This window comes from Pseudomonas sp. RGM 3321, from assembly GCF_022836805.1.
Taxonomy (GTDB): domain Bacteria; phylum Pseudomonadota; class Gammaproteobacteria; order Pseudomonadales; family Pseudomonadaceae; genus Aquipseudomonas.
On the sequence record NZ_JALHBH010000119.1, the window covers coordinates 115753 to 142400 of the forward strand.

The following is a 26648-nucleotide window of genomic DNA, read 5'->3' on the forward strand; positions in this document are numbered from 1 at the left end:
CGTGCAACTGCTCTTAGTCCAGATCGCGGCGCATGCCGATGTGGGGGATGTCGTCTTCCAGATAGACCTCGCCCACCGGGTTGAAGCCGTAGCGGCTGTAATAGCCTTGCAGGTGGGCCTGTGCAGATAGATAGATGGGCTGGTCAGGCCATGTGCGTTCGGCATTTTCCAGGGCCTGCTCCATCAGTTCATGGCCAATGCCCCGGCTGCGAATCGAAGGGGCTGTCACGACTCGCCCGATAGTGACGTCGCCGCCCTGCTGGATAGGGTCCAGCAAGCGCAGATAGGCGACCAGCTTGTCTTCCTGCCAGGCCATCAGGTGGCAGGTATCGCCCGTCAGGTCCTGCCCGTCCACGTCCAGATACACACATTGCTGCTCGACCACAAACACCTCGGCGCGCAGTTGCAGCACGGCATACAGCTGCTGGATGCTCAGCTCGGTGTGATGTTTGCAGATCCATTTGATAGACATGTCGCAGACTCGCAGGGAAACCAGAAGCGAAGTCTAAACGTATCCGCCGACATTCCCAATAAACGCTGTCAACGATGTGCGTGCAGCCTTACTGAGCATGTTCCCCTCCCGGCTTGTCTACTGACTGCTTCAGGTCTTCAATTAAAAGCTGCAGGCACTCTCATGAGTGATGGTTTTGCTGCCGATAGGATTAAATCGGGAATGCCGCCCTTTTCAGGAACCTGAGTATGTCGCAGTGGCTTCGAGCGGTTGGGTTGCTGGTCTTTTTGCTGATGGCGCACGCCAGTGCAGCCGAGAAACTGCGCCTTGTCGCTGACCCCTGGCCACCTTTTACCGATGCGCTGCTGCTCAACGGCGGACTTGCGACCGATATCGTCAATACGGCGTTGCGCCGCGCCGGATACACCACCCTGTATGAGCAAGTGCCTTGGGCGCGTGCAATGCTGGGGTTGAGTGAAGGGCGGCACGATGTGCTGATCAACGCGTGGTTCAGCGACGATCGCACAAAAATTGGCCAGTTTTCAGCCGAATACCTGCTCAATCGGGTGCGCTTCATCAAGCGCAAGGAATCGCCTATCGAGGTTCGGAGCCATGAACAACTGCACAATTACATGATTGCGGTTGTACGCGGTTATGCCTATTCCCCAGCGTTTGACAGCGACAGCCTGCTCAAGAAGGTCCCCGTACAAAACTTCTCCACAGCCGTACGCATGCTCGCTGCCGAACGTGTGGACCTGGCACTGGAGGACGAATACGTCGCCCGCTATAACCTGGCGATGGAGCCCGATGAGGTACGCGACCGTGTCGAGTTTCTACCCGGCTCGTTAAGCGAGAACAGTCTGCACATTCTGGTCAGCCTGAAAAATCCTCACCACGCAAAAATCGTCGCCGATTTCGATCGTGAAATTGCCGCCATGAAGACCGACGGCACCTACGACGAGCTGTTCAGACTGCATGGGCTGCAACAGCCTCCGGAGCTTTGATCAGGTGGGCGGCAAGGGTGCGTAGAGGTGCCAGCTGGCGGCAGATCAAGGCTAGCTGAGCCTGTACCAGACGCTGGCTTTCGTCCATCTCTTCCGGCAGCTGTTCCAGTTGCGCAGCCAGTGCTTCCTCTGCGTCACTCTGTACGGCGACCGGTTTCTTCTCGGCCAGCCCTGCGGCGATTTCGTCGATGCTGGCTGCCAGCGTAGCGCCGACGTTATCGATCAGATGTTCGCGGACATCGCCAGGCAATTGGGTATCACGGTGCGCGCCGAGGCCGGAAAGGTAGCTCAGCAGCGTATGTGACAGCACCAGAAAGCGGAAGCCGACATCGGCCTCCTTGCGGAAGTGACCTGGCTCCATAAGCATGTTTGCCAGTGTGGTCGACAGCGCGGCGTCGGCATTGTGGGCGTTGCGCCGTGCCAGTCGATAGGCAAGGTCGTCACTCTTGCCCTTGGCGTACTGCTGCATGATCTGCCGCAGGTAAATGCTGTTGCAGGTCAGGGTGTTGGCCAGCACCTTGTTCAGGCGTCGTCCTTGCCAGTCCGGCAGGAACAGGAACACCGCAAGCCCGGCGATCAGGCTGCCCAGCAGCGTATCGAACAGCCGGGGCAGGAACAGCCCGTAACCGTCGCCGACCTGATTGAAACAGAACAGCACCATCACCGTGATGGCGGCGGTCGACAGGGTGTAGCGCGTGGTGCGATTGACGAAGAACACCACACCGGCCAACACCGCGCACATCGATTGCAGAATCGGACTGGTAACCAGGTCGAACAGTACCCAGCCGACCGTCAGACCTATTGCCGTGCCAATGATCCGCTGGCCGAGTTTACGCCGGGTGGCGCCATAGCTCGGCTGGCAGACAAATACCGTGGTCAGGATGATCCAGTAGCCCTGTGACGGGTGAATCAGGTGCACCATCGCATAACCGATGGTCAGCGCCAGCGGCAGGCGCAGGGCGTGGCGGAACAGCAGCGAGGTCGGGGTCATCTGCAGGCGCAGGCGGGTCCAGACATCCTTGAGGTTGCGCGGCGAGCGGTCCAGCAGGCTGCTGTCGGTGGCATCGGCCACGGCGTCCGGGTTGCTGGCGTCGCTGATCAGGCGATCCAGCGTGCCGAGGTTGGCAGCCAGCGCGCGCAGCGAACGCAACAGGCCGCGCCATGCAGGGTTGCTCTGGATGCGCAGGTGTTCCAGAGAGGCGTGCAGGTCTTCCATGGCTTCTGCAAAGCTTGGGTCGTATACGAACGGCTGACGCAATTGTATGGATTCCGACAGGGCCTGACAGGCAACGCCCTGTTGACGCAGCAGGCGCTGGCAGCGGAACAGCACATCGCTGTGGAAAAAGGCGTCGGCCAGCGAGTTGTAGGGGTAGTGCGACGAGCTGGCGCGCTCGTGGATGTCCTGGGCGATGAAGTACAGCTTCAGGTAGCGGCTGACTTTCGAACCGGGGCGGCCGCTGCCGACACGGTGCAGGATGATTTCCTTGGTGGAGTTCAGTGCGGCGACCACTTTGCCGTTCTGCTGCGCCAGTTCCAGGCGGCGGGCCTCCACATTGAGCGTGCGGATCGGCTCAAACAGCGTCGACTTGAGTTTCAGGTACTGCCCCAGCTCACGGAACAGTCGGGCCAGCGCCTGTTGCACCGGCTGGTTGGAAAACAGCATCTGCCACAGCACCGACAGCAGGCCGTACCAGGCCGCACCCGCCACCAGCAGCATCGGCTCATGCCAGAAGTCCAGCACCTCGCCGCCGCGCTGATCGACGCCGATCATGGTGTAGACCGAGAGGATCAGCGTGCCATAGGCAATCGCACCATAGCGTTCACCCAGCGCGCCGAGCATGGTCAGGCAGAAGCTGGCCAGCGCCAGTGAGCAGACAAACAGCCAGGGGTAGGGGAAGAGCAGTTCTACGGCGAGTGCGGCAACACTGAAGCACACCAGCGTCACGGCCAGAGCATTGAGCCGGCCTTGCCAGCTGTCGTCGGTTTCTGCCAGTGCGCAGGCAATAATCCCCAGAAACAGCGGGATCAGCAAGGCCATCTCGTTTTGGTACCAGCACAGCGCCATGCTGCCGGTCAGTGCGATAAAGACTCGAACGCTATAGCTGAATTTATCCAGCGCCCACAATCGACGGAATGTATGACGGAGAGATTTCGATGCCATGGGTAAGCTGACGGCCCTGTTCGCAATTGATCAATTCTGCAGGAGGATATGTACAGACCAAATGACTGGCTGTACATCCGCTTGGCAAAATTTATACCGGTTTGCAGTGTCGTGATGTTACGCCACGCGCACTACGTCACACGTACTGCGCCGCTGCGTACGCCGAGGCCCACGCCCACTGAAAGTTGAAGCCGCCCAGATGACCGCTCACATCGAGCACTTCGCCGACGAAATAGAGGCCGGGGGATTTCAGTGACTCCATGGTCTTGGACGACACTTCACGGGTATCAATACCGCCCAGCGTCACTTCAGCGGTGCGATAACCCTCGGTGCCTGCCGGGACCACCTGCCAGCTCGCCAGCTTTTCGGCGATGTCGGCCAGTTCGGCATGGGTGTACTGCTTCATGGGTTTGGACACGAACCAGTGTTCGGCGATCAGATTGGCCATCTTCTTGGTGAAAATCTCGCCCAGCAGGGTTTTCAACTCGCTGTTGGGACGCTCAGCCTGCTGCTGACTGAGCCAGGTGGGCACATCGTGATCTGGCAGCAGGTTGATTTCCACGGTGTCACCAGGCTGCCAGAACGAGGAGATCTGCAGGATCGCCGGGCCACTGAGGCCGCGATGGGTGAACAGGATGTTTTCGCGGAAGCTGGTGTCATTGCAACTGACCAGGCAATCCACCGATGTGCCTGAAAGCTCGGTGCACAGCTCCTTGAGCTGATCGGTGATGGTGAACGGCACCAGGCCTGCGCGGGTGGGCAGCAGCGTGTGGCCGAACTGCTTGCCGACCTGATAGCCGAAACCGGTTGCGCCCAGCGTCGGAATCGACAGCCCGCCCGTGGCGATGACCAGGGCCTCGCAGCTCAACGTGCCCAGCGTGGTTTGCAGGTTGTAGCCGGATTCGGTTTTGTCGATCTGCTGCACGGAAGTGTCCATGTGCAGGCTGACACCGGCCTGACGGCATTCCTCAAGCAGCATTTCCAGAATGTCACTGGACTTGTTGTCGCAGAACAGCTGACCGAGTTTCTTCTCGTGATACGGCACGCCATGTTTAGCGACCATCGCAATGAAATCCCACTGGGTGTAGCGGGCCAGCGCCGATTTGCAGAAGTGCGGGTTCTGCGACAGGAAGTTGGCCGGCTCGGTGTACATGTTGGTGAAGTTGCAGCGTCCGCCACCGGACATGAGTATCTTCTTACCGGGTTTGTTGGCGTGATCGATCAATATCACTCTGCGCCCGCGAGCTGCAGCGGTGAACGCACACATCAGACCAGCGGCGCCAGCGCCAATGATTACAACGTCAGTAACGGGCACAGCGTGATTCCTCGATCTGTAGGTCACGATCGTTCCCATGCCCCGCGTGGGAATGCCTCTCGTGACGCTCTGCGTCACATATCTGCGCCGCACCACCTATTCAAAATCGGACGCAGAGCGTCCAGAACTGCGTCCCCACGCGGAGCGTGGGGACGATAATCCAGCTAACGACTATTTCAGAGGATTCGTACGCGCAGCGACTTGCCCTTGATCTTGCCGTTGTTCAAACGTTCCAGGGCCTGTTTGGCCATGCTGCGTTCAACGGCGACGTACGCCTGGAAATCGAAGATCGCGATCTTGCCCACCTGAGTGCCCGCAATACCCGCTTCGCCGGTCAGCGCGCCAAGAATGTCGCCCGGGCGCAGTTTGTCCTTGCGACCCGAACCGATGCACAGCGTCGTCATGGTCGGCAGCAGCTTGCCGCCTTCCTTGATGCTTAGCTGATCGTACTGCTGCCAGTTCAACGGGGCTTTCTGCAATTCTTCGATAGCGCGGGCGCGCTGGCTTTCCGACGGTGCCACAAGGCTGACCGCGATGCCTTTTTCACCTGCGCGACCGGTACGGCCTACGCGGTGAATGTGGATTTCCGAATCGCGCGCCAGTTCGACGTTGATCACCATGTCCAGTGCGTCGATATCCAGGCCGCGTGCCGCCACGTCGGTGGCGACCAGTACCGAGGTACTGCGGTTGGCGAACATCGCCAGCACCTGATCACGGTCACGCTGTTCCAGATCGCCATGCAGGCCGACGGCAGACATGCCTTTGGCGGTCAGGTGGTCGACCACTTCCTGAACCTGCTGCTTGGTGAAACAGAACGCCACACAGGACGCCGGACGGAAATGACCGAGCACCTTGACCACCGCTTCCAGACGCTGCTCCGGAGAGATTTCATAGAAAATCTGCTCGATCTGGCTGTCGGCGTGCAGCGCTTCGACTTTTACGGTCTGAGGGTCGCGCATGAATTTCGACGACAGCTGTTTGATGCCAACCGGGTAGGTGGCGGAGAACAGCAGGGTCTGACGGCGCTGCGGGGTCTGCTCGATGATGTCGGCGATGGCGTCGTAGAAGCCCATGTCCAGCATGCGGTCGGCTTCATCGAGGATCAGCGTGTTCAGACCGTCGAGTACCAGCGAGCCCTTGCGTAAATGCTGCTGAATGCGCCCCGGCGTACCGACGATGATGTGCGCACCGTGCTCCAGCGAGCCGATCTGCGGGCCGAAAGACACACCGCCGCAAAGGGTCAGCACTTTGATGTTGTCTTCCGAGCGTGCCAGACGGCGGATTTCCTTGGCCACCTGATCCGCCAGCTCGCGGGTCGGGCACATGACCAGTGCCTGGCAGCCGAAGAAACGCGGGTTGATCGGGTTGAGCAGGCCGATGCCGAACGCAGCGGTCTTGCCGCTGCCGGTCTTGGCTTGCGCGATCAGGTCCATGCCCTTGAGGATCACCGGCAGGCTCTGCGCCTGAATCGGCGTCATTTCGGCATAACCAAGCGACTCCAGGTTAGCCAGCATGGCAGCGGACAGAGGCAGAGAATTGAAAGCGGTGTTAGTCACGACGGTGGACCTGCAAAACAAAAATGTCGCGCAGTGTATCACCCGCCAGCCAGACCTGGCACCGACGATAAAGGCTGTGACACTGATTGGTCGGACTCCAGACGTTTGAGCCAAAGGCAAAAGTCGTTTTGCTCCTGGCACAAGACCTTGATGCGGTTATGGGCAGTGTTGAAAAAGACGCAGAGCACCCGATTGAAAGCAGCGACTTAGGTATTCAACTCGTCGAGTAGCGCCAGCCAGTCGATGCGTTTCGAAAGTCCAGGGGGGCGGGCGGGGGAGATACACTTTTCAATGCCTGCCTCGGGCGCATCGTGATGCTTGGCTCCTGAGAGCGTTCGGGACACAGCATCAGGTATTAGATGACTGCTTTGAATGTGGGCTCATGAGCGGCCTACGATTCCCCGTCCAGTGTAACCACGCAGAAAACTTCGATTGGCCTCAGTAGCCCATCCGCTTAGATGGAGCGCCGACGATATATCTTGATGATGCAATATGTAGGGTGAGTTTTTCCGATAATTTCTGTTTTCTCGGATTGCGCAGTACCTCGTTATCAGCTACTGCGAGGAAAGTCTCTGTGTGCCTGTAGTTAAGGCGTGAATTCAGGAAGACGCTGATTAATTAAAACCCCCATTATTATTTCCTTGTAAATCAAAGGGTCCAGGGCGTCGCTGGAACGAAAGACCGAATAAATAAGCGGTTTCTTAAAAATTTTACTGGGCGCGCTTGCGAAGCTCTAAAGCGTGGTCTAGTTTTACGACAGCGCTTGTTATGGGTAATACCACATCCCGGTGGAAAGCGCGAAGTGCGCCACTGGCCCATTAACTTTTTGAGGAAATCATCATGACTTTCGAAAAAATCTCGTTCGCTGGTGAAACAGCTGTAGGTTGAACCACCCAATAAGCTAGGGCCTTTTGGCCCTAGCGCTTTGAGAGATCTAATCACGCAGGGAAGCTATAACATGAACCTATGTCTGAAACCGACCGTCATTCCCTTCAAACTAGACGGCCAGGTCGTCCTGCGATTTAACGGGCAGTACGCAAAAATCCCTGACCCCCATGGAGCTATTTGGGAGCTCGCGGCCTCATTAAACGGTCACACCCCGCTCGACGAGTTAATCGTGAATGTGTCAGATGCTCATCCCGATGTGAGTGAAGAGGACATTCGAAGCGTTGCACAGGACCTGATCAAATATCGGTTGGTTGAGGCTCCTGATGTATTTAAAACAACGTCCTTGTCGGAGCATGATCGCGCCAGGTTCTCCCGAAATATTGATTTTTTCGGATCCATGGCGACGGTGGATGAAAACAAGTTTGTGTACCAGGAGAGGCTGCGGGAGGCCAAAGTTTGCGTGCTTGGCTGTGGCGGGCTTGGAACCCATATCCTGTATGACTTAGTGGCTCTTGGCATACATCACCTGACGATCCTGGATTTCGACTCTATTGAGCTCAGTAATCTAAATCGCCAGATCCTCTACAAGGAGGCTGACATTGGAACTCGGAAAGTTGAAACCGCTAAGCGGCGACTGCTCGAGTTTAATAGCCATCTTGAGATTAACGCTCACGCGGCACGCATCGAATCAGCTCAAGATATAGCACGCGTAATACGCGGCCACGATATCGTGATTTGCGTAGCGGACAAGCCTGCCAATTACATGGCCGACTGGCTTAACGAAGCTTGTGTTGGCCTGGGGATTCCATTCGTCACCGGTGGCCTTGATGTGCGACGGTCAATTTTTTACTCTGTGGTGCCAGGCATTTCAGGGTGCGGTGCTTGCTGGCTGACGTCCGCGCGCCACAAGAGCAATTTGGTGAACAGCATATCGACCATGGCTAAGCATGACAACATTACCTACGAACATCCTGCGCCCGCTTTTGTTACACTGGTTGCAGTTACGGCGGGCATGATTGTCAGTGAGGCGGTCAAGCTTATAACAAGCTGTCAGCCGCCAGAGTTAAATAACAAGCTCAAGGAATTCGCCTTCGATGACCTCAGTGTCAACACCGCGGAAGTCTGGGCCAAAAATCCGGATTGCGAGATATGTAGCCCTCTCTCGACGTCCGCACCGGCTCAAGCACGGGCGGAAACTATTTAGATGCTCAAGCTGCTGGGTTCATACGTTATTACGACCGTTTGTTCTTGGGCCATTGCATTTCTTATCCCCCTCTACATTTACGAGCTGACGGCCTCTCCTATCTGGACGTCACTGGCATTTTTTGCCGCAATGGCTCCGTATATTGTGGTTACCCCGTTTGCGGGCGTCTGGAGCGATCGCTACAGCAAGCGTCGTTTTTTGATCGTGGGCGATGTACTCAATATAGGCATCGGAGCGCTTATGTATGCCGCTGTTTCTACCCAGTCTGGAGAGACCTTGAGTATTATGCTGTTGCTGCTGAGCTTTATGCTTGCGAGCGTTGGAGCAACTCATCACCCCGTCTTCCAGAGCATCGCGCCCGCGCTGATTGAAGGCCAAAAACTTCACACGTTCAATGCCATTGTCAACGCGATCGATAATCTCATTCGTATTGTTGCACCCATCGGTGTCTCCGCAGCCCTGGCCTTCACCAATAAGGACAGCATCCTGCTCTTCGGCATCGCAGGCTTTGTGATCTCAGTTCCTCTTTGCTATCTATTGAGCGAGCAGGGCAGGCCGCCAGCTCCCGAGACGCGTGTCCTTACCGAACTCAGAAATGGGTTGCTCTATGTCGTTAGGCATCGAGAATTATTTTCGTTTGTTTTGCTGTTTTTTTTCTGCAACTTTGGCTTTGCCTTGATCGGTGCCAGCCTGATCTATATCTACACCACTTTACTGGCAGTCCCATTGATTGACATTGGCTATTACTACGGACTCATCGGCGCAGGTGCCGTGACGGGATCTGCTTTGGGATCGGTGCTTGTGAAACGGTTCCATGCCGGGATATTAATCCGTAGAAGTTGCCTCTTGGCAGGGGTGTTCGCACTGGCGGGTGCACTGACGACTGCTCCATGGCCACTTTCTGCGCTTTGGGCACTTTCTACATGCTGCCAATCTATAGTTGTCGTCGCCTTTTTCACCTATCGGCAGCAAGCTGTGCCGCTGGCTATCCTTGGACGAACTGTCGGTATCACACGGCTCATCGCCTACCTCGCGATCCCCCCTGCCAGCTTGCTGAGCGGATGGCTGTTGCTGCAATTCGCCAGCAGTGCGGTTATCCTCGCTCTCGGCGGCACCTCCATTATTTTTGCGTCTATGTGTGCTTACTTTTTGACCCGGTCAGAGCGCCCGACAATTTACGGAGGCGTAAGATGAATCAGATGCTCGCTACTTTAAGTCTACCCTGAAGGGAACCTTACTCCACAAGGATGATGTCCTTGCTGTTTACCAATGCCTATTAATTAGCACTGTGCTGATTGATTAAGCTGTATTCCCGTTGGCACATGCCCAGCTTGATACTATAAGTCGTACCAGATTGTTCTCAACAATGGCACGGCGTTTAAAGCAGTTTGCTACCCGGGTTTTGCGTCTTGCCCGAAAAGTCGGCGACGTTGCCTGTCATTCAGCTATTGAAAAAACCGATATGTGTACTCAAATAGGATCGCCTTGCTGCCGGCGATGCTCTGGTTGTTAACCTGATCAAGCGCATGGAAAGTCACGTACTACTTCGTGGTCTTCGACCTGTATAAGCGTTGATATTTAAAACGGTTATTCAAGGGCTCTGATCTTAGCGCTTCTTCAGCTTTCCGTAACTAGGTTATATTTTTTCAAGGAGAAAACGAGTGGACGTTATCGCATCCCATTCTATGGAAGCCGCGTCGCTGCCTGGCTTAAGCATCCTATGGGCGCACTGGCTAACGGCGCAGGACCTGAATCAACTTGTCCATCATCCGCTGTTACGTTCTCTGGAGCGCAACGAGTTAAGTCTCGCGGCACTCAAGACTCTATTGATACAGCATGGCCACTACTCTCGTCATTTCACACGTTATCTTTGTGCCTTGATGGGACAACTGGAACGCGCCGAAGATGTACTGGCGCTAATGGAGAATATGCGCGAAGAAATGGGAGTAGACGGGCAAGGCCGGGTCACCCACGCTGAACTTTTCCAGCGTACTCTGCACGTTTTGGGTATTTCTAACGCCGACGAGAAGCCACTGCCTGAGACCACTACTATGGTCAAGACTATGCTTGCACACTGCCAGAACAGTGACGCACTGGCCGGTCTCGCAGCGATGTGCCTAGGGGCAGAAGCGATCGTACCGCTGATTTATCGCCCGATAATGCAAGCGCTTGTGCAAAAGGGCTATGGCGATGAAGCCACCGAGTTCTTTAGCCTTCATATTGAAGAGGATGAGGGTCACGCTTTTACGATGCTGGCGATCTTACAGCGCTTGGTCAACGGGGATGAAAAACGTCGGGAATCAGCGACTCGGATTGGTCACGAAATGATCGAGTGCCGTATAGCGATGTTCGATGCGATCTGGCAACAGTCGCTGGCGCTCGCTGCAAGTGAATCAGGCAGTCGCGACAGAGAAAGCCGATTTAGCTCATCGGACTTTTGGCGTGTTCCCAGCCGTCTGCAGGCACGCCTGCCTGATCGCCTTTGCCATCCGCAAGTCATGCAGGCGACTCATGGGCATGATGCAACCTTCTCGTCGCAGCGAAAGCATAAGGTCCACATCGTCGATTTGCCCAGCCACGCTATCAGCATGACGGTGGGGCGACTGGACCCCGCTGAGACTACACGTCTGCACCGGCACAACTACGAGACTATGATCTACATCATGCAGGGTGATGGATATTCACGCATAGGCGACCAAAAAGTGCCTTGGAGCGCGGGGGACGCCATTTACGTGCCTGTCTGGGCAGAGCATCAGCACGTCAACACCTGCGAAGGGGAATGTGTCTACCTGGCTTGTGAGAATGCGCCGATGCTCCAGAATATGGGGGGTATTGCTCTGCGCGAAGAACTCGACGTGTAGAGATATTCGACAATTATCCCGGCTGATGATTTTTGCGGTGGACAGGCCGTACCGGCCATTTGCTGTTTCCCATCGCACCCCATTAACTCACTGTGAGTAAAGCATTCTCAGGTGCCAGGAATCATATTTGGCAGCACAGCACCAGGCATTAAATCGCTGCTTCGAATGTCGGGTTTATTAGGCGCTTACGAGCATGGACGCGATATTCAAAGCAAAAAAATCCCCGCTGGAGGGCGGGGTTGAGGTTCGAGCGTGGCAGCTCGCAAAGGTGTACGGCCAGGCCCGTCGTGGTGACGGGCCTAGCTGGCTTACAGCAGAATTGTGCGGATGTCCGCCAGCAATTCGCTCAAGCGCTTGGTGAAGCGGGCGGCGGCTGCACCGTTGATCACGCGGTGATCGTAGGACAGCGACAGCGGCAGCATAAGCTTCGGCTGGAAGGCTTTACCGTCCCAGACTGGCTGAATGGTGGCCTTGGAAACACCAAGGATTGCCACTTCCGGCGCGTTGACGATCGGCGTGAAGCCGGTGCCGCCAATGTGGCCGAGGCTGGAGATGGTGAAGCACGCGCCCTGCATGTCGTTTGCAGTCAGCTTTTTGTTGCGCGCCTTTTCAGCCAGTGCTGCGGCTTCGGCGGCCAGCTGCAACAGGCTCTTCTGATCGACGTCGCGGATAACCGGGACCAACAGGCCATCCGGGGTGTCCACAGCAAAGCCGATGTGCACGTACTTCTTGCGGATCACCGCCTTGCCGCTAGGTGCCAGCGAAGCGTTGAAGTCCGGCAGCTCCTTGAGCAAGTGGGCGCAGGATTTGAGCAGCAGCGGCAGCACGGTCAGCTTGACGCCAGCCTTCTCGGCAGCGCCTTTCTGCGCAACACGGAAAGCTTCCAGGTCGGTAATGTCGGCCTGGTCGAATTGCGTGACGTGCGGAATGTTCAGCCAGCTACGGTGCAGGCCCGAAGCGCCGAGTTGCATCAGGCGCGTCATCGGTACTTCTTCGATCTCGCCGAAACGGCTGAAATCGACTTCCGGGATCGGCGGGATGCCCGAGCCGCCGCTTGCGCCGCCAACTGGAGCTTCCTTGGCCTTTTGCATCATGGTCTTGACGTAGACCTGAACGTCTTCTTTCAGCACGCGACCGTGTGGGCCGGTGGCGTCGACTGCGCTCAGCTCGACGCCGAACTCGCGGGCCAGCTGACGAACCGCCGGGCCTGCGTGAACCTTGGCACCGTCTTTGGTCGGTGCGGCCGGAGCCGGAGCCGGTGCTGCTTCGGCTTTAGGCGCAGGAGCCGCGGCCGGTGCAGCCGCTTCAGTCTTGGCAGGAGCGGCTGCCGGTGCGCTGGCAGCAGGTGCCGGAGCAGCGGCAGGCGCTGCGCCTTCGACTTTCAGTTTCAGGATCAGGTCGCCGGTGCCGACTTCCTGGTCCAGCTTGACTTCGATGCTTTCGATAACGCCTGCGGCTGGAGACGGGATCTCCATGCTGGCCTTGTCGGATTCCAGGGTGATCAACGACTGATCAGCCTGAATGGAGTCACCGACCTTGACCATCAGCTCGATGATTTTGGCCTTGCCTGACGAACCGATGTCCGGCACGTGGATGTCCTGAACGCTGGCGCTGGCTGCCGGAGCAGGCGCAGCAGCGGAAGGTGCCGGTGCAGCTTCAGCCGGTTTTTCGGCAGCAGCAGGGGCCGCGGCAGGTTCGGCTGCGGGGGCAGGAGCGGCAGCCGCTTCGCCTTCCACTTCCAGCTCGAACAGCTCGTCGCCTTCTTTCAGGCGGTCGCCCAGCTTGACCTTCATGGCCTTGATGACGCCAGCCTTGGGAGCAGGGATTTCCATGCTCGCCTTGTCCGATTCAAGCGTCAGAACGCTCTGGTCAGCTTCGATGCGATCACCGACCTTGACCATCAATTCAATGACTTCGCCTTCACCGTTGCCGATGTCGGGTACGCGAATTAACTCACTCACTATGTCTCTCCTTAGGAGAACCTGTTCACTCACCAATACGCTGGTTCAGTTACAACGAAACAGCGTTGGATGCTCATTTACGGTGGGTAAATTCCGCATCCTCGGCTGTTTACGCTTTGATCAGCGCTCTTGAAGCAGACTCTTAGCAGTCTAGTGGATTGCGTTTTTCAGGATCGATGCCGAACTTGGCGATAGCTTCCGCTACCACTTTAGGCTCGATATCACCACGATCCGCCAAAGCTTCCAGGGCTGCCAGCACAACGAAGTGACGATCGACTTCAAAGAAGTGACGCAGCTTCTTGCGGCTGTCGCTACGGCCGAAACCGTCGGTGCCCAGGACTTTGTATTCCTTGGTTGGAACCCACTGACGAATCTGGTCAGCGAACAGCTTCATGTAATCCGTCGATGCAATGACCGGACCTTTGCGACCGGTGAGGCACTGCTCAACATAGCTCAGTTCCGGCTTCTGGCCAGGGTGCAGGCGGTTGTTGCGCTCTACAGCCAGACCGTCGCGACGCAGTTCGTTGAAGCTGGTAACGCTCCAGACGTCAGCGCCGATGTTGAACTCGTCACGGAGAATCTTCGCCGCTTCGCGAACTTCACGCAGGATGGTGCCCGAGCCCAGCAGCTGGACGTGGTGCGCCGCTTCCTTGGTGTCTTCTTCGAGCAGGTACATGCCCTTGACGATGCCTTCTTCCACACCGGCCGGCATGGCTGGCTGGGTGTAGGACTCGTTCATCACGGTCAGGTAGTAGAAAACGTCCTGCTGCTCTTCGAACATCCGGCGCATGCCGTCCTGGATGATCACAGCCAGTTCGTAACCGTAAGTCGGGTCGAAGGTGCGGCAGTTCGGGATGGTCGACGCCAGAATGTGGCTGTGACCGTCTTCGTGCTGCAGGCCTTCGCCGTTCAGCGTGGTACGGCCGGCGGTGCCGCCGATCAGGAAACCACGTGTGCGGCTGTCGCCAGCGGCCCATGCCAGGTCGCCGATACGCTGGAAACCGAACATCGAGTAGAAGATGTAGAACGGAATCATCGGCTGGTTGTGGCTGGAATACGAAGTACCGGCAGCGATGAAGGAGGACATGGCGCCCGCTTCGTTGATGCCTTCTTCGAGGATCTGGCCTTTCTTGTCTTCGCGATAGAACATCACTTGTTCTTTATCGACTGGCTCGTAGAGCTGGCCGACCGAAGAGTAGATGCCCAACTGGCGGAACATGCCTTCCATACCGAAGGTACGCGCTTCGTCCGGGATGATCGGCACGATGCGCTGACCGACTTCCTTGTCCTTGACCAGCTGCGCCAGGATGCGCACGAAAGCCATGGTGGTGGAGATTTCACGGTCGCCCGAACCGTCAAGGATGGCCTTGAGGGTATCGAGTGGCGGCGTCGGCAGGCTGAAGCTCTGCGCGCGACGCTGAGGTACGAAGCCACCCAGCGCAGCACGACGCTCGCTCAGGTAGCGGGCTTCGGCGCTGCCTTCTTCCGGTTTGTAGAACGGCAGGGCTTCGAGTTCGGAGTCCTTGACCGGGATGTCGAAACGGTCACGGAAGTGACGCAGGCTGTCGACATCGACCTTCTTGGTGTTGTGCGCAGTGTTTTTCGCTTCGCCGGCGCCGGTGCCATAACCCTTGATGGTCTTGGCCAGAACCACGGTCGGTTGACCCTTGTGGTTGACGGCTTCGTGGTAGGCCGCATAAACCTTGTACGGGTCGTGGCCGCCACGGTTGAGTTTCCAGATCTCGTCGTCGGACAGATCGGCAACCATTGCCTTGAGTTCAGGCGAGTTGAAGAAGTGCTCGCGGACGAACGCGCCGTCCTTGGCCTTGTAGTTCTGGTATTCGCCGTCGATGACTTCGTCCATGCGACGCTGCAGGATACCGTCGACGTCCTTGGCCAGCAGTGGGTCCCAGAAACGGCCCCAGATGACTTTGGTGACGTTCCACTGAGCGCCACGGAACACGCCTTCCAGTTCCTGGATGATCTTGGCGTTGCCGCGAACCGGGCCGTCGAGGCGCTGCAGGTTGCAGTTGACGACGAAGATCAGGTTGTCGAGCTTCTCGCGACCGGCCAGAGCGATGGCGCCCAGGGATTCCGGCTCGTCGGTCTCGCCGTCACCCAGGAAGCACCAGACTTTCTGCTTGCCTTCCGGGATGTAACCGCGGTGCTCCAGGTACTTCATGAAGCGCGCCTGGTAGATCGCCTGAATCGGGCCAAGACCCATCGAGACAGTCGGGAACTGCCAGAAATCCTTCATCAGCCACGGGTGTGGGTAAGACGACAGGCCATTGCCGTCGACTTCCTGACGGAAGTTGTTCATCTGGTCTTCGGTGATGCGGCCTTCGAGGAACGCACGGGCATAAACGCCTGGCGATGCGTGACCCTGGAAGTAGATCAGGTCGCCGCCGTGCTCGTCGGTCGGGGCCTGGAAGAAGTAGTTGAAGCCGATGTCGTACAGCGTGGCGCTGGAGGCGAAGCTGGAGATGTGGCCGCCCAGATCCGGGTCGTTCAGGTTGGTTTTGACGACCATTGCCAATGCGTTCCAGCGCACCAGCGAGCGAATGCGGCGTTCCATGAACAGGTCGCCAGGCATGCGTGCTTCGTGGGTGACAGGAATCGTGTTGCGGTATGGCGTAGTGATTGCGTACGGCAGCTGCGAACCACTACGGGTGGCCAGCTCGCCCAGACGGGTCATCAGGTAGTGAGCGCGGTCTTCGCCTTCTTTGTCGAGAACCGATTCCAGGGCGTCCAGCCATTCCTGGGTTTCGACGGGATCGAGGTCTTGCATGGCTTGCTCCAGGGCGGAAAGGCTTCCAGAATCGGTTGCCTGAGTTTGCGACTGGCCTTGTGGGCAGACGACATAAATTCTTGGATTACCGGAGGGTGGGATCCGGCGGCGTGTAGTTTTACTACAAATCGACGACGATTTCAGCCCTCCGAGTATCGGACCCAGTAGTAAAACTACAGAGAAGCGACTCAATCGCTCCTGTTGTCTTGTAACTTAAAACGTTACTGTTGATTGCTATTGAATATCTTGCAGGGAAAAAGCGGATTTTTATGCTTCTAATTTGATTTTTCCAGCAATTTATAACCTTTGTTCGACAAGCGGTGCTGGCAGACGCGTCTTGCCGTCATGACAGACGGGCGTTTGCACGCCGATCAAGGATAGACCATGAGCCTACCTTTACTGGCTGAATTTCCGGCCATTCTGCTGCCATTGATTACCCGTGGCCGCCAGACTTTCCAGGCCGCGCTCACTGCTTTGTCAGAGGACGCGCTGGCGTATTTCGAGGCCTGGCCCGAGGCGCGCCGCAAGGCGTTCGACCGGGTTTGCGCCGCCAGTGATTTTGTCGCCGAGCAAGTTTGCCGTGACCCGCAGATGCTCCTGCAACTGGCCGACTCGGGCGAGCTGGAGCGTAGCTTCTCTGCCGGCCAATTGCGCGGTCAGATTGCCGATGCCCTGTCGAGCGCCGCGAGTGATGACGAGTTGGGGCGTAATCTACGTCGGCAGCGTGCACGCCAGCAAGTGCGAATCATCTGGCGCGATCTGACCCGTCAGGCAGATCTGATCGAAACCTGCCGCGATCTGTCGGAAATGGCCGATGCTTCGATCGACCTGGCCTACCAATGGCTGTATCCACGGCACTGCGAACAGTTCGGCACACCCACCGGTCGTCACTCGGGGCAGCCGCAGCACATGGTCATTCTGGGCATGGGCAAGCTAGGCGCGGTAGAACTGAACCTTTCGTCGGACATCGACCTGATCTTTGCCTACCCGGAGGGCGGCGAGACGCAGGGCACCAAGCGTGCGCTGGACAATCAGGAGTTTTTCATTCGCTTGGGGCAACGGCTGATCAAGGCGCTGGACCCGGTGACTGTCGATGGTTTCGTGTTCAGGGTCGACATGCGCTTGCGGCCCTACGGTTCTTCAGGGGCGCTGGTGCTCAGCTTCAACGCGCTGGAGCAGTATTACCAGGATCAGGGCCGGGACTGGGAGCGTTACGCGATGATCAAGGCGCGAGTGGTCGGCGGCGATCAAACGGCAGGTGCCGAGCTGCTGGATATGTTGCGCCCGTTTGTGTATCGCCGTTACCTGGACTTCTCGGCCATTGAAGCGCTGCGCACCATGAAGCAGCTGATTCAGCAGGAAGTGAAGCGCAAGGGCATGGCGGAAAACATCAAGCTCGGTGCCGGGGGGATTCGCGAAGTCGAGTTCATCGCCCAAGCCTTTCAACTGATTCACGGTGGCCGCGATCTGAGCCTGCAACAGCGTCCGCTGTTCAAAGTGCTGAAAACGCTTGAAGGGCAGGGTTATCTGCCTTCGGCGGTGACTGAAGAGCTGCGCGAGGGTTACGAATTTTTGCGTTATACCGAGCACGCGATTCAGGCGATTGCCGACCGTCAAACGCAAATGTTGCCCGACAACGAACAGGATCAGGCACGCATCGCCCTGATCATGGGCTTTGCCGACTGGGTCAGTTTTCACCAACGCCTTATGTTCTGGCGCAGTCGGGTGTCCTGGCATTTTCGTCAGGTCATCGCCGACCCTGATTCCGATCCCGACGACGAGCAGCAGGACGACAGTGAGGTCGCGGTGGGTGGCGAGTGGCTGCCCCTGTGGGAAGAGTCCCAGGATGAGGAAGCCGCGGGTCGCCAGCTGTTGCAGGCCGGTTTCGTGGATGCGGAAAAGGCACTGAAAAATCTGGCCAGCCTGCGCAGCAGTCCCAACCTGCGTTCGATGCAGCGTCTGAGTCGTGAGCGGCTGGATGCGTTCATCCCTCGGTTGCTGGCTCAGGCGGTAGAGCATGAGAAGCCCGACCTGGTCCTGGAACGCGTGCTGCCGCTGGTAGAAGCCGTCGCGCGGCGCTCGGCGTATCTTGTGTTGCTGACCGAAAACCCCGATGCATTGCGCCAACTGCTGACCCTGTGCGCTGCCAGCCCATGGATTGCCGAGCAGATCGCACGCTTCCCGCTGCTGCTCGACGAGTTGCTCAATGAAGGTCGCCTGTTCAATCCGCCGTTGGCACCAGAGCTGGCGGCCGAGCTGCGTGAGCGGCTGATTCGTATCCCGGAGGACGACCTCGAGCAGCAGATGGAAGCCCTACGGCATTTCAAGCTGGCCCACAGCCTGCGGGTTGCGGCGTCCGAGATATCTGGCAGTCTGCCATTGATGAAAGTCAGTGATTACCTGACCTGGCTGGCCGAGGCCATTCTGGACCAGGTGCTGGCGCTGGCGTGGCGCTACAGCGTGGCTCGCCACGGCACGCCCTCGCGCCCGGACGGCACGTTGTGCGACCCAGGTTTCGTGATTGTCGGTTATGGCAAGGTTGGCGGTATCGAATTGGGCCACGGCTCCGATCTGGATCTGGTGTTCATTCATGATGGCGATCTGCAAGCCGAGACCGACGGCGCCAAACCGATCGACAGTGCGCAGTTTTTCACCCGGCTGGGGCAGCGGGTCATCCATCTGCTGACCACCCAAACCAACTCCGGTCAGCTGTATGACGTCGATATGCGCCTGCGGCCGTCGGGTGCGTCCGGGTTGCTGGTCAGTTCGCTGGGAGCCTTCGCCCGTTATCAGGCCAATGAAGCCTGGACCTGGGAACATCAGGCGCTGGTACGTGCGCGAGTGATGACCGGCAGTCGTGATGTTGGCGAGCAGTTCGAAAAAGTCCGTGCCGATGTGCTGGGGCGCGAGCGTGATCTTGGCAAGCTGCGCTCAGAGGTCAGCGAGATGCGCGGCAAGATGCGTGACAACCTCGGTACTCGCGTGACAGCAGCCGGAAGGGCGGCCAATGCCTTCGAGGCGTCGGTGCCATTCGACCTCAAGCAGGACGCCGGAGGTATCGTCGATATCGAATTTATGGTGCAATACGCCGCCTTGGCGTGGTCCAGAGAGCATCCCGCGCTGCTGCAATACACCGACAACATCCGGATTCTCGAAGGGCTTGGGGACGCCGGACTGTTGCCTGACACGGACGCCAGCCTGTTACGCGAAGCCTACAAGGCGTATCGCTCGGCTGCGCACCGTCAGGCTTTGCAGAAGCAGGCGGGTGTGGTCAGCGGCGATCAGTTTCATGCCCAGCGGCGTGAGGTGATGCGGATCTGGACGCAGATGGGGTTGAGCTGAGCCTCATGGCAACGCCATATTCCGCTGCAACACTATATAAAGCTATGACAGGGAGGCGACAGGTTGTGTGGGAATGTCACGCAGTCTGATCGGCCTCCCTGATCGTTTCTGGTCGTTTTTGGATAGAACATGAAAATTCTGATCGTTGGGCCTAGCTGGGTCGGTGACATGGTGATGGCACAAACGCTGTTCCAGTGCCTGAAACAGCGTCATCCCGAGTGCGAAATCGACGTGCTGGCCCCTGAATGGAGCCGTCCGATACTGGAACGCATGCCGCAGGTTCGTGCTGCGCTCAGTTTTCCGCTGGGTCACGGTGCCCTGGAGCTGGCGACCCGTCGCCGGATCGGCAAGTCCCTGGCCGGCCAATACGATCAGGCTATCCTGCTGCCCAATTCGCTGAAATCCGCTTTGGTACCCTTTTTCGCTGGTATCCCGAAACGTACCGGCTGGCGTGGCGAATTCCGCTACGGCCTGCTCAATGACGTACGCACCCTAGACAAACAGCGCTATCCGCTGATGATCGAGCGTTTCATGGCCCTGGCATTCGACAAGAGCACCGAGTTGCCGCGTCCTTATCCCAAACCCAGCCTGCGCATCGACACCGCGACTCGCGATGCAGCGTTGAGCAAGTTCGGCCTGACCCTCGACCGTCCGGTGCTGGCGCTATGCCCTGGTGCCGAGTTCGGCGAGTCCAAGCGCTGGCCTGCCGAGCATTACGCACAAGTCGCTGACGCCAGCATTCGTGACGGCTGGCAGGTCTGGCTGTTCGGTTCGAAAAAGGATCACCCGGTCGGCGAGAGTATTCGTCAGGAACTGATTCCCGGTCTGCGTGAGGAGTCCGTCAACCTCAGTGGCGAAACCTCGCTGGCTGAAGCCATTGACCTGCTCTCGTGTGCCGATGCGGTGGTGTCCAACGACTCCGGCCTGATGCACGTGGCCGCAGCGCTGAATCGCCCGCTGGTGGCCGTCTACGGTTCGACCTCGCCGGGCTTCACGCCACCGCTGGCCGACGAGGTGGAAGTGGTGCGTCTGGGCATCGAGTGCAGCCCGTGCTTTGAGCGCACCTGCCGTTTCGGCCATTACAACTGCATGCGTCTGCTTGAGCCGGACGCCGTTATTCAGGCGCTGAGCCGCCTGAGCAGTACGCCGGTGGAGGTTGCCTGATTTTGCGGGTACTGCTGATCAAGACTTCTTCGCTGGGCGATGTTATCCATGCCTTGCCCGCGCTGACCGACGCGGCGCGCGCGCTGCCCGGTATTCGCTTCGACTGGGTAGTGGAAGAGGGTTTCGCCGAAATTCCCGCCTGGCACCCGGCGGTCGACAAGGTGATCCCGGTGGCGATCCGCCGCTGGCGCAAGCACCTTTGGCAGACGTTCAGGTCGGGGGAGTGGCGGCGCTTCAAACAGCAAGTGCGTGAACAGCGCTATGATCTGGTGATTGACGCTCAGGGCCTGTTCAAAAGTGCCTGGCTGACGCGTTATATCGATGCGCCGGTGGCAGGACTGGACCGCGACTCGGCACGTGAATCGGTCGCCAGCCGCTTTTATGACCACGCTTTTGCAGTGCCACGCGGGCAGCATGCGGTCGAGCGGCTGCGTCAGTTGTTCGCTCAGGCATTGGGTTATCCACAGCCGTCCGGCATGGGCGACTACGGCCTCAAGCCTCTGGCGACTCTGGATGATACGTTGCAGGCCCCGTTCGTACTGTTCCTGCATGGCACGACCTGGGACACCAAGCACTGGCCCGAGCTGTACTGGCGACAACTGGCCGAACTGATGGCCGCTCGCGGTCTGCAGGTGCAGTTGCCATGGGGAAACCCGGCAGAAAAGGCACGCGCCGAGCGCATTGCTGACGGTCTGGACAGCGCACACGTGCTGCCCAAGCTGAATCTGGCAGGTGTAGCGCGGGTATTGGCCAGCGCACAGGCCTGCGTTGCGGTCGATACCGGCATCGGACACCTGGCCGCCGCACTGGATGTGCCGACCATTTCCCTGTTCGGCCCGACCAACCCCGGCCTGACTGGAGCGTATGGCAAGTCGCAGGTGCATCTGGCCAGCGACTATCCGGGCTGCACGCCGTGCCTGCAAAAGAAATGCACGTACCAACCGACCGCCGACGATCAGCGCCGGTTCGACCTTAAGCGCGAGTGGCCTATGTGCTTCACTCGCTTGAATCCCGAGCGAGTAGCGAGCCAACTGGGCGCGCTGTTGCTGGCAAAGGAACCTGGCTGATGCAACTGGCTTTTGTACTCTACAAATACTTTCCGTTTGGCGGCCTGCAACGCGACTTCATGCGCATTGCGCTGGAGTGCCAGCAGCGCGGTCATCAGATCCGCGTTTACACCCTGATCTGGGAAGGCGATGTGCCGCCCGGTTTCGAGGTGCTGGTCGCGCCGGTCAAGGCGTTTTTCAATCATCGACGCAACGAAAAGCTCACTGCGTGGATGGAAGCAGACTTGGCCAGGCGCCCGGTGGACCGTCTGATCGGTTTCAACAAGATGCCCGGTCTGGATGTGTATTACGCCGCCGACGGTTGTTTCGAGGACAAGGCGCAGAATCTGCGCAGCCCGTTGTATCGAAAGTGGGGTCGTTATCGTCACTTCGCCGATTACGAGCGCGCGGTGTTCGCCAGTGACTCGAAAACCCACGTGTTAATGATTTCCGAAGTGCAGCAGCCGCTGTTCATCAAGCACTACCATACCCCGGAGTCGCGCTTTCACTTGCTGCCACCGGGCATTTCCCAGGATCGCCGCGCACCACCGGACGCACCTGAGATTCGTGCAGGCTTTCGCAAGGAATTCGGGCTTGCCGACAATGACCTGTTATTGGTGCAGATCGGCTCCGGTTTCAAGACCAAGGGTGTCGATCGCAGCCTGAAGGCACTCGCGGCTCTGCCCGCCGAGCTCAAGAAACGCACACGGCTGTTTGTAATTGGTCAGGACGACCCCAAAGTATTCCAGTTGCAGAGCGCGGCGCTCGGTCTGGGTGACCAAGTGACCTTCATGAAAGGACGCAGCGATATTCCGCGCTTTCTGCTGGGCGCCGACCTGCTGATTCATCCGGCTTACAACGAGAACACTGGCACCGTATTGCTTGAAGCACTGGTCGCCGGTTTGCCGGTTCTGGTCAGCGCAGTCTGCGGATACGCCCATTACATAGCCAAAGCTGACTGCGGACGGGTGCTGGACGAGCCGTTCGAGCAGGTGCAGCTCAATCGCTACCTGTCGGACATGCTTGAGGATGATGGCGCACGCAGCGCCTGGGGTCGCAATGGCCTGGCCTTTGCTGACACAGCGGACCTTTACAGCATGCCGCAACACGCTGCGGATGTGATTTTGGCGGAGCACTATTGATGAAGCTGTTCCTGGCTGAACCGTTCAAGAGCCTGTGGGCCGGACGCGATGCGTTCGTCGAGGTCGAGGGCCTGAGCGGCGAGGTCTACCGCGAACTGGAAGGACGTCGCACGCTGCGCACCGAGGTCAACGGGCGTGGCTACTTCGTCAAGATCCACCGTGGCATCGGTTGGGGCGAAATCGCCAAGAACCTGGCAACTGCCAAGTTACCGGTGCTGGGCGCGGGCAAGGAATGGGAAGCCATCGAATGTCTGCATGAAGTCGGCGTGCCGACCATGACGGCCGTGGCCTATGGCGAGCGTGGCAGCAACCCTGCCGCGCAGCATTCGTTTATCGTCACTGAAGAGCTGGCCCCGACCACCAGCCTGGAAGACGTCAGCCTCAACTGGCGCACCCAGCCGCCCGAGCCCCGTCTGAAAAGAGCGTTCATCGCCGAAGTTGCCCGCTTGGTCGGCATGATGCACCGCGCCGGAGTGAACCATCGCGACTGCTACATCTGTCATTTTCTGTTGCACACCGATACGCCGGTCACCGCTGACGATTTCAGATTGTCGGTCATCGACCTGCACCGCGCCCAGACGCGCCGGGCCATAACGCCGCGCTGGCGCAACAAGGACCTGGCCGCGCTGTACTTTTCAGCGCTGGACATTGGTCTGACCCGACGCGACAAGCTGCGTTTCCTCAAGGGTTATTTCCAGAAACCGCTGCGCGAAATACTGCTCAAGGAAGCACCACTGCTGAGCTGGCTGGATAAAAAGGCCGACAAGCTGTATCAGCGCAAAGTGCGCTACGGGGATGCACTCTGATGGCGGGCTGGAAGCTCGAGCCCGAGTACGCTTTTCTGGAACAGGATTTCGGCAGTCTGGATGCCGTGTTTGCCTTGCAGGGCCAGCAGTTGACCCGCGACCCGCTTTCCGACGTCATTCGCGTCGAGCGCGCCGGAGTTTACTATTACGTCAAACGCTACGTAGGTGCGGGTAAAGGCCTGCGCCGTTACATCGGCAAGCCCAGGGTCAAGTCCGAGTGGCAGAACCTCAAGCGCTTTGCCAAATGGGGCATTCCCACGGCAGAGGTGGTGGCCTGGGGGCTGGAGCGCAACGGCGCAGCGTATGATCGCGGCGCACTGATCACTCGCGGCTTGCCCAATACCGAAGACTTGTCTGCGCTGGCACAACGCAAGGATCCGCGACTGACCGACCGGCATTGGGTCGATGCTGTCAGCCGTCAGTTGGCTGCCTTTACCCGGACCATGCACGACAACCATTTCACACATAACGATTTGAAATGGCGCAACCTGTTGGTCGATGACGAAGGCAAGCTGTTTTTCATCGATTGCCCCAATGGCGCATTCTGGTGGAGCTTCATGTTGCGCTATCGGATTACCAAGGATCTGGCGTGCCTGGACAAGGTCGCCAAGTATCACTTGTCGGCCACCCAGCGTCTGCGCTTTTACCTGCAGTACCGTCAGCGAACGCGGTTGAACGCCTCCGACAAGAAACGTATTCGACATATCGTCAGCTTTTTCGAGGGCCGTGAATGAGCGTTTTTATTGCCAGTGCCGACCAGCCGTTACTGGCGCGTCACAACCTGGCTGATTTTGAATCGCTTTGGAACATCAGGCTTGATGCGGTCGACGAGCCCAATACCGGGCGCGGGGGCTGGAGTAGTGTGTTCCGCCTGGACCTGGACGGTCAGGGGTTTTACCTCAAGCGCCAGAGCAATTACCTGACCCACACGTTGCATCATCCGTTTGGCGAACCGTCCTTTTCTCGTGAGTTTCGTAATATCAGTCGCTACCGCGAGCTGGGGATTCCGGCGCTCCAAGCGGTGTTCTATGGCGAGCGCAAGGTCGACGGCGAGCGCCGGGCGATCCTGATGACGCGTGCGCTGGACGGCTGGACCGATCTCGACGAACTGTTGCAGCAGTGGAGCCAGATGGAGGCCGCTCAGCGTCAGGCAATACTGCACGCCTGCGGTCAGTTGGCGCGCACGCTGCACGGCGCCGGACAGGTACATGGCTGCTTCTATCCCAAGCATATTTTTCTTCAGGCAGCCGGTACGGGGTATCAGGCGCAATTGATCGACCTGGAGAAAACCCGTCCGGTGATCTTCGGCAAGCGTGATCTTGCCCGGGACCTGGAACCGCTGCTGCGCCGTGCACCGATGTGGCATGAAGCCGAGCGGCGCGAGCTGTTGGCGGCATACCTGCAAGCCACTCCGGACAGCTTGCTGGTCGATGCCTGGAATGCGCGTCTGGGCAAGCGCAGCGCTCACAAACGAAACCTTCAACACCGCGATGATAAAGAGACCCGTTGATGCGTTTGTCTGAACTCAAGACCGCTGGACGTACCCCCGAGTTGCCGATGAGCCTGACGCTGGCTGATGCTGCCGGTTCGGCTGAGCTGCAATTGCTGACCCTGCTGCGTGTATTGCCGGGGCAGCGCTACGTCGGTGCCGGTGTCTGGCGAGGCCGAACGGTGCTGGCAAAACTGCTGGTGGGCGACAAGGCGGCCCGGCACTTTCAGCGTGAACTGGCCGGGGTGCGTCTGCTCGCCGAACAGGGGCTGACCACACCGCTGTTGCTGGCCGACGGTTTGCAGGATGGTGAGGGTGGCTGGCTGCTGTTCGAGTTTCTGGAGCAGGCCTCAAGCCTGGGCGATGCCTGGAACACTGTCCAGGACCTGCCACCCTTGGCGGATGAGCAGCAAGCCGTGCTCGGCGAGGCGTTGTCGGCCATCGCCCGGCAACACGCCAAAGGCTTGTGGCAGGAGGATTTACACCTCGACAACCTGCTGCGCCACAACGGGCAGTTGTACCTGATCGATGGCGCCGGTATTCGCGCCGAGCAGGCCGGCAAACCGTTGTCCCGGCAAAAGGTGCTGGAAAACCTCGGCGTGTTCTTCGCCCAGTTGCCCAAGTCCTTCGAGCCCTTCACCGAAGAGTTGCTGGTGCACTACCTGCTGAGCAACGCCGAACATGGTTTGCCGATGGAGGCGCTGCAAAAGCAGATCGACAAGGTTCGCAGCTGGCGGCTCAAGGACTTCATGAGCAAGACCGTGCGCGATTGCAGTATGTTCAGCGTCGAGGACAGCGCTTCGGTGTTCCGTGCTGTTCGTCGCGAGGAAGAATCCGCGATGCTGCCGGTACTTGATCAGGCTGATGCCCTGCTCGACAAGGGTCATCTGTACAAGACCGGTGGTGCTGCGAGCGTCGGCCGTGTCGAAATCAGTGGTCGTACGCTGGTCATCAAGCGTTACAACATCAAGAATTTCAGTCACTGGTTCAAACGCTTCTGGCGTCCCAGCCGGGCCTGGCACTCATGGCGCGAAGGTAACCGTCTGATGTTTCTCGGCATCGCCACGCCAAAGCCGCTGGCAGTTCAGGAAAAGCGTTTCCTCGGCTTGCGCAGCAGAGCCTGGCTGGTGACCGAGTTTATCGAAGGGTCGGACATCATCGAGCGCTTCGCTCCCCATGTCGAAAGCGGCGATGTACCAGAGGCTGAACTGCTCGCGCTGGACACGCTGTTCGCACAGCTCATCCAGGCGCGCATCAGTCATGGCGATTTGAAGGGACATAACCTGTTCTGGCGCACCGATCGCTGGGCGATGATTGACCTGGATGCAATGCAGCAGCACAGTTCGCAATCGTCCTTCGCAGCAGCCTACGCGCGTGATCGGGCGCGGTTTATGCGTAACTGGCCGGTGGAGAGTGCGCTGCACCGGATGCTGGAGCAGCGCGTGCCGAAGATCACGCCCGATTGAGCTT

General features: G+C 58.4%; 18 protein-coding genes. 12 read left to right on the forward strand and 6 right to left on the reverse strand.

Features of this window, described 5'->3' with window-relative positions; all coding sequences use genetic code 11:
• Positions 1 to 13 precede the first annotated feature (13 nt).
• Positions 14 to 472 (reverse strand): GNAT family N-acetyltransferase, encoded by a 459-nt coding sequence (locus tag RGM3321_RS23250; protein ID WP_244395002.1) that lies wholly within the window; start codon positions 470 to 472, stop codon positions 14 to 16.
• Between the two features lie 227 nt (positions 473 to 699).
• On the opposite strand from RGM3321_RS23250, the gene RGM3321_RS23255 reads away from it, so the two are divergent.
• Positions 700 to 1455: a transporter substrate-binding domain-containing protein gene (locus tag RGM3321_RS23255; RefSeq protein ID WP_244395003.1), complete on the forward strand. Its 756-nt coding sequence runs from the start codon at positions 700 to 702 to the stop codon at positions 1453 to 1455.
• On the opposite strand, the gene yccS is transcribed toward RGM3321_RS23255, so the two are convergent.
• The 3 genes from yccS to dbpA all read right to left on the reverse strand — a co-directional run bounded on the left by yccS (position 1418) and on the right by dbpA (position 6487).
• Positions 1418 to 3616, reverse strand: coding sequence for a YccS family putative transporter (gene yccS / locus RGM3321_RS23260; RefSeq protein ID WP_011167518.1), 2199 nt, complete (start codon positions 3614 to 3616; stop codon positions 1418 to 1420). The genes RGM3321_RS23255 and yccS overlap by 38 nt on opposite strands.
• A gap of 136 nt (positions 3617 to 3752) precedes the next feature.
• Positions 3753 to 4931: an NAD(P)/FAD-dependent oxidoreductase gene (locus tag RGM3321_RS23265; protein WP_244395004.1), complete on the reverse strand. Its 1179-nt coding sequence runs from the start codon at positions 4929 to 4931 to the stop codon at positions 3753 to 3755.
• Positions 4932 to 5107: 176 nt separating this feature from the next.
• A complete protein-coding gene (dbpA, locus tag RGM3321_RS23270) occupies positions 5108 to 6487 on the reverse strand; it encodes an ATP-dependent RNA helicase DbpA (RefSeq protein WP_004654486.1) in 1380 nt (459 codons plus the stop codon).
• A gap of 958 nt (positions 6488 to 7445) precedes the next feature.
• Here dbpA and RGM3321_RS23275 point away from each other — a divergent pair.
• The 3 genes from RGM3321_RS23275 to RGM3321_RS23285 all read left to right on the forward strand — a co-directional run bounded on the left by RGM3321_RS23275 (position 7446) and on the right by RGM3321_RS23285 (position 11440).
• Positions 7446 to 8579, forward strand: a complete 1134-nt coding sequence (locus RGM3321_RS23275; protein ID WP_244395005.1) for a ThiF family adenylyltransferase — start codon at positions 7446 to 7448, stop codon at positions 8577 to 8579.
• A complete protein-coding gene (locus RGM3321_RS23280) occupies positions 8580 to 9773 on the forward strand; it encodes an MFS transporter (protein ID WP_244395006.1) in 1194 nt (397 codons plus the stop codon).
• A gap of 467 nt (positions 9774 to 10240) precedes the next feature.
• Positions 10241 to 11440, forward strand: a complete 1200-nt coding sequence (locus tag RGM3321_RS23285; RefSeq protein WP_244395007.1) for an iron-containing redox enzyme family protein — start codon at positions 10241 to 10243, stop codon at positions 11438 to 11440.
• Positions 11441 to 11748: 308 nt separating this feature from the next.
• On the opposite strand, the gene aceF is transcribed toward RGM3321_RS23285, so the two are convergent.
• Both aceF and aceE read right to left on the reverse strand, forming a co-directional pair.
• Positions 11749 to 13401 carry a dihydrolipoyllysine-residue acetyltransferase gene (gene aceF, locus RGM3321_RS23290; protein WP_244395008.1) on the reverse strand — a complete coding sequence of 551 codons (1653 nt, stop codon included), beginning with the start codon at positions 13399 to 13401 and terminating at the stop codon, positions 11749 to 11751.
• 142 nt (positions 13402 to 13543) lie between these two features.
• Positions 13544 to 16189 (reverse strand): pyruvate dehydrogenase (acetyl-transferring), homodimeric type, encoded by a 2646-nt coding sequence (gene aceE, locus RGM3321_RS23295; protein ID WP_244395009.1) that lies wholly within the window; start codon positions 16187 to 16189, stop codon positions 13544 to 13546.
• Between the two features lie 384 nt (positions 16190 to 16573).
• Between aceE and glnE the strand changes: the two genes are divergently transcribed.
• The 8 genes from glnE (at position 16574) to RGM3321_RS23335 (ending at position 26644) form a co-directional block, all read left to right on the forward strand.
• Positions 16574 to 19531, forward strand: a complete 2958-nt coding sequence (glnE, locus tag RGM3321_RS23300) for a bifunctional [glutamate--ammonia ligase]-adenylyl-L-tyrosine phosphorylase/[glutamate--ammonia-ligase] adenylyltransferase (RefSeq protein WP_244395010.1) — start codon at positions 16574 to 16576, stop codon at positions 19529 to 19531.
• A 129-nt stretch (positions 19532 to 19660) separates the two neighbouring features.
• On the forward strand, positions 19661 to 20695 hold the full coding sequence (waaF, locus tag RGM3321_RS23305) for a lipopolysaccharide heptosyltransferase II (RefSeq protein WP_244395011.1): 1035 nt from the start codon (positions 19661 to 19663) through the stop codon (positions 20693 to 20695).
• A 2-nt stretch (positions 20696 to 20697) separates the two neighbouring features.
• Positions 20698 to 21762: a lipopolysaccharide heptosyltransferase I gene (gene waaC, locus RGM3321_RS23310; RefSeq protein ID WP_244395012.1), complete on the forward strand. Its 1065-nt coding sequence runs from the start codon at positions 20698 to 20700 to the stop codon at positions 21760 to 21762.
• Positions 21762 to 22883: a glycosyltransferase family 4 protein gene (locus RGM3321_RS23315; protein ID WP_244395013.1), complete on the forward strand. Its 1122-nt coding sequence runs from the start codon at positions 21762 to 21764 to the stop codon at positions 22881 to 22883. Before waaC ends, RGM3321_RS23315 begins: the two co-directional genes overlap by 1 nt.
• Positions 22883 to 23689, forward strand: a complete 807-nt coding sequence (gene rfaP, locus RGM3321_RS23320; protein ID WP_244395014.1) for a lipopolysaccharide core heptose(I) kinase RfaP — start codon at positions 22883 to 22885, stop codon at positions 23687 to 23689. Before RGM3321_RS23315 ends, rfaP begins: the two co-directional genes overlap by 1 nt.
• Positions 23689 to 24423, forward strand: a complete 735-nt coding sequence (locus RGM3321_RS23325) for a lipopolysaccharide kinase InaA family protein (protein ID WP_244395015.1) — start codon at positions 23689 to 23691, stop codon at positions 24421 to 24423. Before rfaP ends, RGM3321_RS23325 begins: the two co-directional genes overlap by 1 nt.
• Complete coding sequence (locus tag RGM3321_RS23330) at positions 24420 to 25199, forward strand: lipopolysaccharide kinase InaA family protein (protein WP_244395016.1); 780 nt, start codon at positions 24420 to 24422, stop codon at positions 25197 to 25199. Before RGM3321_RS23325 ends, RGM3321_RS23330 begins: the two co-directional genes overlap by 4 nt.
• Positions 25199 to 26644, forward strand: coding sequence for a lipopolysaccharide kinase InaA family protein (locus RGM3321_RS23335; RefSeq protein WP_244395017.1), 1446 nt, complete (start codon positions 25199 to 25201; stop codon positions 26642 to 26644). The genes RGM3321_RS23330 and RGM3321_RS23335 overlap by 1 nt, the downstream gene beginning before the upstream one ends.
• Positions 26645 to 26648: the final 4 nt, after the last annotated feature.

Bases quoted from the DNA above. Each gene is read 5' to 3' on its own strand.
- glnE (WP_244395010.1), top strand. From the start codon at position 16,574: ATGAGCCTACCTTTACTGGCTGAATTTCCGGCCATTCTGCTGCCATTG.
- RGM3321_RS23335 (WP_244395017.1), top strand. From the start codon at position 25,199: ATGCGTTTGTCTGAACTCAAGACCGCTGGACGTACCCCCGAGTTGCCG.
- RGM3321_RS23280 (WP_244395006.1), top strand. From the start codon at position 8,580: ATGCTCAAGCTGCTGGGTTCATACGTTATTACGACCGTTTGTTCTTGG.
- RGM3321_RS23255 (WP_244395003.1), top strand. From the start codon at position 700: ATGTCGCAGTGGCTTCGAGCGGTTGGGTTGCTGGTCTTTTTGCTGATG.
- RGM3321_RS23330 (WP_244395016.1), top strand. From the start codon at position 24,420: ATGAGCGTTTTTATTGCCAGTGCCGACCAGCCGTTACTGGCGCGTCAC.
- rfaP (WP_244395014.1), top strand. From the start codon at position 22,883: ATGAAGCTGTTCCTGGCTGAACCGTTCAAGAGCCTGTGGGCCGGACGC.
- RGM3321_RS23325 (WP_244395015.1), top strand. From the start codon at position 23,689: ATGGCGGGCTGGAAGCTCGAGCCCGAGTACGCTTTTCTGGAACAGGAT.
- RGM3321_RS23315 (WP_244395013.1), top strand. From the start codon at position 21,762: ATGCAACTGGCTTTTGTACTCTACAAATACTTTCCGTTTGGCGGCCTG.
- RGM3321_RS23275 (WP_244395005.1), top strand. From the start codon at position 7,446: ATGAACCTATGTCTGAAACCGACCGTCATTCCCTTCAAACTAGACGGC.
- aceE (WP_244395009.1), bottom strand. From the start codon at position 16,189: ATGCAAGACCTCGATCCCGTCGAAACCCAGGAATGGCTGGACGCCCTG.
- waaF (WP_244395011.1), top strand. From the start codon at position 19,661: ATGAAAATTCTGATCGTTGGGCCTAGCTGGGTCGGTGACATGGTGATG.
- RGM3321_RS23250 (WP_244395002.1), bottom strand. From the start codon at position 472: ATGTCTATCAAATGGATCTGCAAACATCACACCGAGCTGAGCATCCAG.
- yccS (WP_011167518.1), bottom strand. From the start codon at position 3,616: ATGGCATCGAAATCTCTCCGTCATACATTCCGTCGATTGTGGGCGCTG.